Source organism: Streptomyces sp. NPDC127098 (assembly GCF_042722465.1).
Classification (GTDB): domain Bacteria; phylum Actinomycetota; class Actinomycetes; order Streptomycetales; family Streptomycetaceae; genus Streptomyces; species Streptomyces millisiae.
Genome location: NZ_JBHXFJ010000113.1, coordinates 1 through 10,664 on the forward strand (window position 1 = coordinate 1; position 10,664 = coordinate 10,664).

A 10,664-nucleotide genomic window follows, 5' to 3' on the forward strand; every position below is an offset into this window, starting at 1 on the left:
GCGCCGTTCGGGCCGAGGAGGGAGAAGATCGTGCCCTCCGGGACGGCCAGGTCGACACCGTCCAGGACGGTCTTGTCGCCGTAGGACTTACGCAGCCCGACGGCGGAGATGGCGGCGGGCGACTGCGAACGCCCGCGCCCCCCAGATTCAGGCATGGGCATGACAGAAGAAAGCATGGGGCCCTCCCTTTCGAAGGCTGAAGCGACTGGGGTGTGGGGTGGACGAGCCGGCGGGGCCGGCAGGGCCGGCGTTCAGGCCCGGGCGCGGCGCACGTCGATGTTGCCGTGTCGGGTGCGGGCGCGGACCTTGACGGTGTCCTCGGTCTCCTCGGGAGAGTCGGCGGCGGTGAGCGTGTTGCGCACCTGTCCGTGGCCGGAGCTCACGTCGAGCCAGGCAGCGGTGCCCGTGCGGATGCCGATCTCGATGGCGCCGTAGGAGGTCTCCAGGTCGATCGTGCCGCGCACGACGTCGATGACACGCAGGGTGCCATGGGCGGTGGTGGCGGCGACCGAGCTCTCGGCGCGCTCGATGCTGATGTCGCCGTTGGCGCCCCTCACCCGCAGCTCGCCGATCGCGGCACCGACGGTCGTGGTGCCGTGCGAGTTCTTCAGGACGGCCGGCCCGTCGACGAGGCCGACGCGCATGCTGCCGGAGCTGGTGGTGATCTCGGCCATGCCCTCGACCCGGTCCACGGTGATCGAGCCGTGCGAGGCGGTCAGCCGCAGCGGCCCGGTGGTGTCCAGGCGGGCGTCACCGGACGAGGTCTTCACACGGACCTCGCCGAGCCGGCCCTCGCCGAGCACCTGGGCCCAGGCGCCGGTCATGTCGACATGCGAGCCCGTGGGCAGTTCGACCGTCACGTCGACGGTGCCGGTGCGCCCGACGAGGTAGCGCTGCTTGGGTGTCCTGACGGTCAGCGCGCCGTTCACGTAGGTGACCTCGGTCTGGTCGGCCGCCCGCACGTCCTGGTCCTTCTTCGGGTCGCGGGGCCGCACCTCGACGACGGTGTCACGGCGGTCGCTCGCGGTGAACTGGATGGAACCGGCCTCCACGCGCGCGGTGACGGAGATCGGTTCGGGGGTGTCGAAAGCAGGCATGGCGGTACCGTCCTCATGGGTCTCGGGGTCGTCCCGCTGGCGGGACGTGGTGTGGGTGACGTGGTGCGGGCGGGGGCGCGGCTAGCGCACCCAGCCCGTGAAGCTCTGACCGAGGGCGCGGGCCCTCTCCGTCGTACGCGGCCTGGGGTCGCCGTCGACCGCGGCCGCCACGGCGCGCACCAGCCAGGCGTTGACCGACAGGCCCTCGCGGCTCGCGGCCTCCTCGGCCCGCGCCTTGAGGTGGGCCGGCAGACGCAGGTTGACACGGGCGGTGCCGCCCTCGTCGCCGTCGACCGGGGCCGGGCTCCTCAGCGGTTCGACGGGGGCGGCGGACGCTTCCGTCGCGGCGCGGTCGGTGGGGGGCGGGGTCACCACGAAGTCGGGGTCCAGACCACGCAGCCGCACGTCGACCGAGCCGGGAGCGAGTTCGCGGGTGATCTCGTCCATCGCGGCGGAGAGCACGTTGAGCATGGTCAGCCGGGTCGCCGACTCCAGCGGAGCGGTGAGCCGCTCGGCCAGCTCGCGGGCTTCGTCGCCGCCGGCTTCGGCGGCCACCGCGAGTTCGCGGCGGAGTGCGTCGACATACGGGGTGAGGTCCATGACGCCATCATGGCACCTTAATGGCGTCATACGCAAGCGCGCTTGGCGCCACGCTCGGGCCGAGTTCGAGAGAATCCAGCCTGAGCTGCGGAAACATGAGGACGCGAGCCGATTCTCCGTGGCGCCACGCAGGGTCCGCGCACCTCGGGAAGAACCGGAACGGCGCCGGATGGCACCAAGTGATGCCATCCGGCGCCACGTGTCGCCGTGCGACGCCGGCCGCCGATCCCGCGGGCCGGAGGCAGCGGGTCACGGGGCGCCGGCGGCGCCGGGGTCCGGGAAGCGGAGCCCAGGGGTCACCGCGACAGTTCGAACGAGAGGTGCGCGGACAGGGCGCGGAGGAAGTCGGGGGCGTCGAAGATCGCGCCGGCGGAGGCGACGCCCACCGCCCTGGTCCGTCCGGTGAGGACACGGTGGACCGCTTCCACGGCGAGCGGCGCGCTGACGGCGTAGATGTCCTGGCCGCTGGCCACCGCGCGCCGTTCGGCGCCGCCGGACCGCACGACGGCGTCGACGAGGAAGGTCTGCGCGGACCGTCCGCGCTCGTCGACGGCGGCCGGCGCCGGCGTGTCCGGGGCCGCCAGGTCCCTGGCCGCCTCGACCGTCATGTAGGTGGACACCTCGGGAACGGCCAGGTGGCTGGGGACGGTGACGATGTCGGCCATGCTGAACTCCCCGAGCACGGCGCGGGTTCCCATCGGCTCGGGGAAGGTCCACTTCAGGGCCGGGAGGGCGTCGTCGCGGTACTCCATCCGCCCCTGGCTGTAGCGGACGCGCCGGCCGTCCCTGCGCTGCCGGGAGACCGTGCCGGCCTCGCGGGTCCCGGTCGTCGGGTGCCAGCCGCTCAGCCCGTACGCGACGTGCGCCTCGTCCGCCGTCGTCCAGTCCCCCATCGCCGCGGTGACCAGCAGATCGCCGAGGCCGCCGAAGAAGGCCATCGCGGGGACCACGACGGTGCCCGCGGCGCGGGCGCGGTCCGCGAACCGGGAGAAGGTGTCGAGGTTGGCCTCGATCTCGGCCGCCACGTCCACGTACGGGATGCCGGCGCGCAGCGCCGCCTCGACCAGCGGGGCGGCGGTCGCGGCGAAGGGGCCGGCGCAGTTGATCACGGCGTCCGCGCCGGCCAGTGCGCGGTCGAGCGAGGCCGGGTCGTCGACCGAGGCCGGCCGGACGTCGAGTCCCGGGTGAGCGACGGCGAGCGCCCGCAGCTTGTCCGCGTCGCGCCCGGACGGCAGGGGGGTGAGTCCGCGGTCCAGCAACTCCGCCACCACGAAGCGCCCGGTGTGTCCGTAAGCACCGAACACCGCCACTGTCTGGCCCGTTCCCATCGCTTCTCCAAAGTGCTTGAACGATCAACTGGACACATCCTGGCGGTCGCGGCAGTCGCGGCGCGAGTGTCGGGAACGACATGGCCCGTACACTTTCGGACATGAGAACGCTCGCGCTGGCCGTCACCGACGGGATGCTCCACTACGAACTCTCCGTGGCGTACGAGGTCTTCGCCTCCCGGCCGGACGGGGTGACGGTCCCCTGGTACGACGTCGCCCTGTGCGGTCCCGGCGCCGTGCGCGCCGGGCGGTTCCGGTTGGAGTCCGACCACGGTCTCGACCGGCTTCCACATGCCGACACCGTGATCGTCCCCGGCTGGGCCGATGTCGACGAGGACCCGCCGGCCGAGCTGGTCGACGCGGTGCGCGCGGCGCACGAGGCGGGCGCGCGGGTGGCCTCGCTCTGCACGGGCGCCTTCGTGCTGGCCGCGGCGGGGCTGCTGGACGGCCGACGCGCGACCACGCACTGGGCGCACACCGAGGTTCTGGCAGCCCGCTATCCCCGGGTGACGGTCGATCCGGACGTGCTCTACGTGGACAACGGCAGCGTGCTCACCTCCGCCGGCAAGGCCGCCGCGATGGATCTGTGCCTGCACATGATCCGTCTCGACCACGGCTCGGCGATCGCCAACACGGTCGCCCGTCGCCTGGTGGTTCCCCCGCACCGGGCCGGCGGCCAGGCCCAGTTCGTCACCGCCCCGGTGCCCGACCAGGACGACCACCCGCTCGGCGAGCTGTTCCCCTGGGTGCTCGAACGACTCGACCACGCGTTGACCGTGGAGGACCTGGCCCGCCGGGCGAACATGAGCTCCCGCCACCTGGGCCGTCACTTCAGGTCGGTCGCCGGCACCACCCCGCTGCAGTGGCTGCTGACCCAACGGATCCGGCGCGCCCAGGAGTTGCTGGAGACCACCGGCGACAGCGTCGACGCCATCGCCACGGCCACCGGCATGGGCACCGCCACCACGCTGCGCCGGCACTTCAACCGGACCGTCGGCGTGCCCCCGGACACCTACCGTCGCACCTTCCGCAGTTCGCGCTCCACCGCGCGGTGACCGGTCCCGACCGAGTGGCCACATACGGCTGAACGACGCCATACGGGCCGAGGACCGGCGCTACGCTCGTCTGGTCTGTCCTGGGGTCCGTGGGGACGACTTCGGCCACATCGTGCACCGCACCCCGGGAGGCGTGCTGCGGACCGATTCCGTCGAGGAGATCGCGGCGGTGTTCGCCACCGCCAAGCGCCGCTACGACCCGCGCCAGTTGCTCGCCCCGGGCCAGCACGTCCTCACCGGCTGAGGCCACGTGGGAGGCGAAGGGCGCGGGGACGGCCGATCGGGCCCGTTGACGTCCCCGGCCGGCGCCGTGCGGGACGCGTGGCCGACGTCGCCAGCACCGAACCCACCAGGATCAGTCCGAAGGAGCCGACGATCGCGGCCGTCAGCGGTTCCGACAGGAACGCCACACCCGCCGCGACGGCCACCGCGGGGTTGACGTAGGTGAAGACCACCGCCCGGGTGGCGCCCACCTCCCTGATCAGCTCCAGGAACACGACGAACGCCAGGGCCGTGCAGAACACCCCGAGGCCGGCGAGGGACATCAGGACCGTCGCCGACGGCGTCCGCGCCGGCCAACCGGCGATGCCCGCCGGCGCGTAGACCACCGCGGCCAGCAGCAGACACGGGACGATCAGGTGCAGCGTCGGCACCTCCTTCAGCCGCCGCGTCACGATCAGCGGCGCCGTCGCGTAGCCGAGCGCCGTCAGGAAGACCTCCGTGATCGCCCACGTCGAGCCGCCGCTCAGCTCCGGGGCGGCCAGCAGCGCCACCCCGCCGAGGCCGAGCAGCAGGCCGGTCCAGCGGCGGGCGCCCAGCTCCTCCGTGTCGCCGAAGAGCCTGGCGAGCACGACGCCGAGGATCGGGACGGCCGCGATCAGCAGGCCCGCCATCGAGCTCGACAGTTCCCGCTCCGCGTCGGTCAGCGTCCACCAGGGGCCGATGATCTCGATGCCCGCGAACGCCAGCATCGGCTTCCAGTGCGTCCGCACCGCCGTCCGGAAACCCGGGGTGCGCAGCGCGAACGGCAGCAACAGCGCCGCGCCGAGCAGACACCGGACGAACACCACGCCGGACGGGGACACGCCGTCCACCGCCACCTTGATCATCAGATAGGGGATGCCCCACAGAACACCCATCAGGGCGAAGAGGAACCAGCCGCGTGCAGTCATGTCGTCAGCTTCGAGATCCGGGCCCCGCCCTGTCTTGAACGCTGTTGCGGTACACCGCCGGAGTCACCCCCACCACACGGCGGAACCAGCGCGTCAGATGTGCCTGGTCCGCGAAGCCCACCAGCGCCGCCACCTCCGCCGGCCGACGGCCCGCCTCCAGCAGGCCGCGCGCCCGCGTCACCCGGTGCTGCGCCAGCCAGGCGTACGGCGGCATGCCGACCGCCTCGCGGAAGGCCCGCAGCACCTGGTACCGCGACAGTCCGAGATCCCGCCCGATCGCCGCCAGCGAGGGCGGCCGGAGCAGTTCGTCCGTCAGCCGGACGCGCACGGCGGCCGCGATGCCGGCGGCTCCGGGCACCAGGTCCCGGGTCGGGGAGGTTCTGCCGTGGCGCCGGGCCAGCGTCGTGAACAGCGGTATGAGCCGCGACTCCGCCTCCAGGGGATCCCCGGGGCGGCTCACGGCGTGGTGCGCCGACCGGAGCGCGGCCGCCAACTCCGGGTCGTCGATCACCGGTTCGCGGAAGTGGGCGGCGGTCCGCAGGCCCTCGGTGAGCAGCGCCGTCGTGGGGTAGAACGCCCGGTAGGCGTAGCCGTCGCCCGCGGCCGGCGCGCCGGTGTGTGCCTCCCCCGGGGCGAGGACGACGATGCTGCCGGGACCGGCGCGGTGCCGGGCGCCGCGGTAGTCGATGAGCTCGCTGCCACCCGTGCAGACGCCGACGGCGAACTCCTGGTGGCAGTGCGGCGCGTAGCGGTGGGTCGCGAAGCGGGCGGTGATGAGGTCCAGGGACTGCCCGGGGCCCAGCACGGCCCGGGTCCAGATCGCCTGCTCGGACGCCCCCATGGCCGCATTCTGCACCATGCGCGGGCCCGGTGACCGTGCGTCGCTCGTCGGCGCACCGTACGGTGCCGAGGGTTGCTGAAGGCCTACTGGAAGATGGCGAGGGCGCTGATGACGAGGACGCCGGATTCCGGGTGCCAGTCGCGGACCTTGCCCAGGCACTGGGCGGGGAACGACCCGTCGGGCACCTCCGACTCGCGCAACCCCGTGGTGCGGCAGACGACTCGGACCCGCGCGGCGGGGGCGGCGTCGTCCTCACCGGACGGGTAGGGGGCATCGAAGACGGTGGCTTCGCCGACCTGGGCGTCGTCGGACCTGCTGAAGCGGCCCCGGACGAGGACGAAGCCGTCCAGGTCGCCGAGGGCGATGCGCGGCGGCAGCGGCCCGGGGCCCTGGACGGCGGCCACCGCCCTGACCAGCGCGGGGTCGCGGCGGGCGGTCCCGCGCGGCAGGTCGGCGCGCACGATGGCGCGCTCGCGTTCCAGGGCCCCGACGATGACGCCGATGACGGAGATGGGGGTGGCCTCCTCCAGGTAGCGCTGGACGACCTCCTCGCCGTTCAGCCGGCCGACCCCCGCCTCGGCGCCGGGGAGGCCGAGGGTGACCCCGGTCTCGGTGCCCTTCTCGCGTCGTCGCTCGACCTCCACGGTGAGCGCGGGGAGGTACCGGCGCATCTGGAAGTGGTCCATGATCTGACGGTCGTCGAGGTAGAAGCAGGTGTCGAGGGGATGTTCCCGGGCGGCGCGGCGTCGCCGGGCTGACCCCACCAGCTCCCGAATGGTCAGGGCCAGCCAGCCGGCCGACGCGACGAAGGTGGCCAGCCACAGCACGAGCCACGGCCACCACCGCGCCCACCAGGAGGCGCGCAGCACGCCCGGTGACCGTCCGGCGGGCCCGGCGGCGTGCGCGGTGGTGGACTCCTCGGCGGTCGAACACCCGCCGACGACCTCGATCATCCGCTCCAGGTTGGGTACGGCCGGCGGCAGGGCGCGGGTACTGCCCGAGGGGGCCGGGACCGGGACTCCACGGCCCGTCAGGACCTGCTCCCACGACGGGCCATCCGTCGCCTCGATCGTCGGGTCCAGCGGGCGGTAGCCGAGTTCCATCGCGCGGCGGCGCAGCGCGGGATCGTTGAGGATCAGTCGGTGGAGGCGGTCGCCCTCCGGGGTGAAGGCGATGAACTGCGGCTGGCTCAGCGACCAGCTGTCCGGGTACAGGAGGACCCGCTCGTCGTCCAACTCGCCGGTGCGCTCCCGGTAATCGGCCTGGTAGGCGAGGAACTGGTTCTCGTAGAGCACCACCACCGGGGCCATCAGCTCGCCGTCCGGGGCGGTGTAGAGCCGGAGCCGGTCCCCGATGCCCATGCCCTGACGCCGCAGCAGCGGCCTGATCTCCTCGGCCACCCGTTGTGCCTCGGCCTCCGTCCAGGGGACTCGGCGGCCGTTGCGGGTGAAGGCCACCAACGCGAGATAGGCGCCGGCCGAGTTGGAGTCGCACACGTCGGCGGTCTGGGCCAGGACAACGTTGTCGTTGGTCGCGCCGTGCTCCTCGACACCCAGGTCGGTCCAGGAACGGTCCTGCTCGGTGTGGTCCAGGAAGGCCGCCATGTCCACCTCGTAGTAGAGCGTCGGCCCCTGGCCGTCGGCGGGTGGCTGGCGACTGGCGCTCCCGGCGGAGACCAACGCCTCGGCGTAGGGACGGAAGGTGGCCAGGACGATCGGGGTGGCGAACGGGGACCGGAAGTCGGACGACCGGTACTGGCCCGTTATCAACTCGCCGGCGTGCTGGCCTGACGGGAAGGCGAAGTCGAAGCCGTCCATGCCGCCGCCGGCCAGGTCGACGGAGCCGGGCGCCCGGGTCATGCGCACCTCGATGTGGTGGCCGAGCAGGATTCTGCGGACCTCCTCGTCCTCGAAGAAGTCGGTGCCCGAGGCCGCCGTGCCCCGCACCGTGACGATCCGCTCGAACGGCAGCGCCAGCGTCCCACCGGCCGTCAGCAGGGCGACGCCCAGTAACGCCAGGGCGAGCGCGGCACCGGCCGCCCGGAGATATCCACGGTGCGCCCGCGCGAACGACGGCGGCCGTTCCACCGTCAACAACGGCTGTCTCACCACGCCCCTCCCCCATGGTTGCGCCGTGATCCGTCCGGGGCGCCGTGCGAGCCCACCATGCCCCTCGAACCGCACCGCACCATACGCCGGTTACCCGAAAAGGTCGACAATGTGTACGAGAGGGCGACTATATGGAGAGGGCGGAAGGGGTAGCGTGAACAGCCGCCGGGTTGCGGGCCCGGGATGACCGCGGCGCCGATGCCTTCCGGAGACTCTCCTGCCGGGCGTGCGACACGGGACGCTCCTCGTCGCGTCCATAGAAGGGGAGACGGACGAACGAGGAGGGCTTTCATGGAACTCGGGGTGCTTCCGGCGGTCTTGATACTGGTCACGGTCTGGCTGCTCGCGCACGGCATGGCGATCCTGGCGCGGGGCGGGCGACGCCCGGGCCGCGGTGGGGCGGGCGACGCCTGGGTCGGCGGTGGCGGCGACGGCGGGGGCGGAGGTGACGGCGGCGGGGGCGGTTGCTGACCCGGGGCGGGCCGGCAAGCCGCGGGCGCCGGGGCGGGGCCTAGGATGCGCGGATGCCACAGGTGATCGACTACGGGCGGTTCGCGGAGCGTCTGCGGGAGGCCCGGGACCGGGTCCTCGCCGACTCCGGCGAGCGTTGGGCGTTGCTGGACCGGGTGCAGCGCGAGTGGGGTTATGTCGATCCCGGCGGCGAGCCGGTCTGGGGCCCGGGGGACGGTGAGAACGTCGACGAGGCGGGCGACCTTCCCCCAGACCACCCCCAGCTTCCGGTACCGGTGGCCCTCACCGAGTGGTGGCACTCCCCCGTCAACTCCTTCGCCTACCGGCCCCGGCTGTACTGGGTGCACACCCAGTGGCCCCCGCTCACGGAGGACGGGCCCGAGTCCGTGTGCGTGTTCATGTCGGAGTACGAGTACTGCAACCAGTGGGGCTATCCCGCCGCCGAGGCCGCGCGGGACGATCCGCCGGTGCTGGTGCGGACGGGGGACGACGAGTGGCTGCCGCAGGCTGCGTCCATATCCGAGTTCCTGCTGCACCTGGCGCTGGAGCGGCTGCCCGGCCACTTCGGGTTCACCGCGGTCCTGACCCATGGGGACCTGGAGCGGGATCCGGCCGTCCTGGACCGGCTGCGCGCGTCGTTCCCCGAGCTTGGCCTGTTGCCCTGGCGGGAACTCGGCGCCGACGCGGTCCTGCACGGCGGTCCCGACGTGGTGATCCGCCACGCCTGTGGCGACTTCGTCGACTGGCCGCTGGTGGTCCACGGCCGGACGCGACAGGCGGTCGAGGCGGCCCTGGCCGTACTGGAGCCGGCCGGCGCCGACCTGTCCGTGGCGCCGCCGGCGGAGTCGCCCGACCCGCTGCTGGATCTGCCGCCGGTGGCGTTCGCCCCCGGCGAGGAGGACGAGTGGGAGCGCTGGCGGGTGGTGTCCGTCGGCACCGCGCCGCCCGGCGGCGAGCCGCCGGCGCCGACCGGCACGACCCGGGCCGCCGATACGGCGGGCGGGGTCGCCGTCGCGGGCGACGCCGACGGCGTGGTGCACGCCCGGGTTCGCGACAGCGCCTCGGGCGTCAGGTGGCTGGAGTCGAGCGAGCGGTTGCACCGGGCGCCGGTCACCGCCGTCACCTGCCTGCGCCACGACCAGGGGGCGGCGTCAGGGCTGCTGGTCAGCGGCGACGCGGCCGGGGTACTGCGGATCTGGCTGACGGAAGGGCCGCCGGCGGCCGGGCCGTTCGACCGGCGCGGCACGGCGGTGACCGCCCTGGCGTCGGCGGTGTTGCCCGGCTCGGGGCCGGCGCTGGCGGCCGCCTGGGCCGACGGCCTGGTGCGGGTGTGGGACCTGGGCACCGGCTGCTCCGACGTCGCGGCCGACCTGCGGCTCGGCACCGGTGTCGAAGCGCTCCGCCTCGACCCGGACGGCGTGTTGTGGGTGGGGGGCGGCGCGCCCGGCTGGACCGCGCTGCGCCTCGACCCGGAGGAGCTGTGGGTGCTCCGCCGGATCAAGGAGCAGGCGGACCGCTTTCCGTGGGACCGACTCCGGTGCAATCCGGGCCCGGCTCACGAGGTGCCGTCCCAGATCCTGCGGGCCGGCTGGGACGACGAGCGGATCGCGGCGCGGGCTGCGGAGCGACTGCACGAGTTGTTGGTGCACGGGCACGGCGCGACCGCCGCCCTGGCGGCCGCGCCGCTGCTGGCGAAGCTGGTGGTGAACAGGTGGACTCCGGTCCGGGGCCGGCTGATGACGCTGCTCGCCGACCTCGCCGACGTCCGGCGGGGCCGCACAGAGGCCGCCGACGACCAGTGGGACCTGCTACGCCGGCTGCTGCCCGCGCTACGGCCGCTGGCCGACGACCCCGACGACGCGGTGCGGGCGGGACTGTCCGAGCTGGAGCGCAACTGCGCCTAGGACTTGTCCTGCCGATCATGTGACTACTTCGCGTGTTGGTCGTTGATGTGGACATGGAGCGGGGTGATCTGACGGATGCCGAGTGGGA

At 73.4% G+C, this 10,664-nt stretch carries 9 protein-coding genes and 1 pseudogene; 3 read left to right on the forward strand and 7 right to left on the reverse strand.

Annotated features, from left to right (window positions below):
• From ACFWI8_RS35295 to ACFWI8_RS35310, 4 genes and pseudogenes are all read right to left on the reverse strand, one after another.
• Positions 1-155, reverse strand: a pseudogene (locus ACFWI8_RS35295) (ABC transporter); the annotation flags it as partial.
• Positions 156-251: 96 nt separating this feature from the next.
• A complete protein-coding gene (locus ACFWI8_RS35300; RefSeq protein ID WP_387100071.1) occupies positions 252-1,097 on the reverse strand; it encodes a DUF4097 domain-containing protein in 846 nt (281 codons plus the stop codon).
• 81 nt (positions 1,098-1,178) lie between these two features.
• The gene (locus ACFWI8_RS35305) at positions 1,179-1,697 is read right to left on the reverse strand and encodes a hypothetical protein (protein ID WP_387100073.1); all 519 of its coding nucleotides are present in this window, start codon (positions 1,695-1,697) and stop codon (positions 1,179-1,181) included.
• A gap of 296 nt (positions 1,698-1,993) precedes the next feature.
• Positions 1,994-3,025 carry a saccharopine dehydrogenase family protein gene (locus tag ACFWI8_RS35310; protein WP_387100076.1) on the reverse strand — a complete coding sequence of 344 codons (1,032 nt, stop codon included), beginning with the start codon at positions 3,023-3,025 and terminating at the stop codon, positions 1,994-1,996.
• A 101-nt stretch (positions 3,026-3,126) separates the two neighbouring features.
• Here ACFWI8_RS35310 and ACFWI8_RS35315 point away from each other — a divergent pair, with 101 nt between their 5' ends.
• Positions 3,127-4,080, forward strand: coding sequence for a helix-turn-helix domain-containing protein (locus ACFWI8_RS35315; protein WP_387100079.1), 954 nt, complete (start codon positions 3,127-3,129; stop codon positions 4,078-4,080).
• A 233-nt stretch (positions 4,081-4,313) separates the two neighbouring features.
• On the opposite strand, the gene ACFWI8_RS35320 is transcribed toward ACFWI8_RS35315, so the two are convergent.
• The 3 genes from ACFWI8_RS35320 to ACFWI8_RS35330 all read right to left on the reverse strand — a co-directional run bounded on the left by ACFWI8_RS35320 (position 4,314) and on the right by ACFWI8_RS35330 (position 8,201).
• Positions 4,314-5,252 carry a DMT family transporter gene (locus ACFWI8_RS35320; protein WP_387100081.1) on the reverse strand — a complete coding sequence of 313 codons (939 nt, stop codon included), beginning with the start codon at positions 5,250-5,252 and terminating at the stop codon, positions 4,314-4,316.
• Between the two features lie 4 nt (positions 5,253-5,256).
• The gene (locus ACFWI8_RS35325) at positions 5,257-6,093 is read right to left on the reverse strand and encodes an AraC family transcriptional regulator (protein WP_387100083.1); all 837 of its coding nucleotides are present in this window, start codon (positions 6,091-6,093) and stop codon (positions 5,257-5,259) included.
• Positions 6,094-6,176: 83 nt separating this feature from the next.
• On the reverse strand, positions 6,177-8,201 hold the full coding sequence (locus ACFWI8_RS35330; RefSeq protein ID WP_387100085.1) for a hypothetical protein: 2,025 nt from the start codon (positions 8,199-8,201) through the stop codon (positions 6,177-6,179).
• Between the two features lie 291 nt (positions 8,202-8,492).
• On the opposite strand from ACFWI8_RS35330, the gene ACFWI8_RS35335 reads away from it, so the two are divergent.
• Positions 8,493-8,672 carry a hypothetical protein gene (locus ACFWI8_RS35335; RefSeq protein WP_387100087.1) on the forward strand — a complete coding sequence of 60 codons (180 nt, stop codon included), beginning with the start codon at positions 8,493-8,495 and terminating at the stop codon, positions 8,670-8,672.
• Between the two features lie 53 nt (positions 8,673-8,725).
• Positions 8,726-10,576: a hypothetical protein gene (locus tag ACFWI8_RS35340; RefSeq protein ID WP_387100089.1), complete on the forward strand. Its 1,851-nt coding sequence runs from the start codon at positions 8,726-8,728 to the stop codon at positions 10,574-10,576.
• The last annotated feature ends 88 nt before the right edge of the window (positions 10,577-10,664 follow it).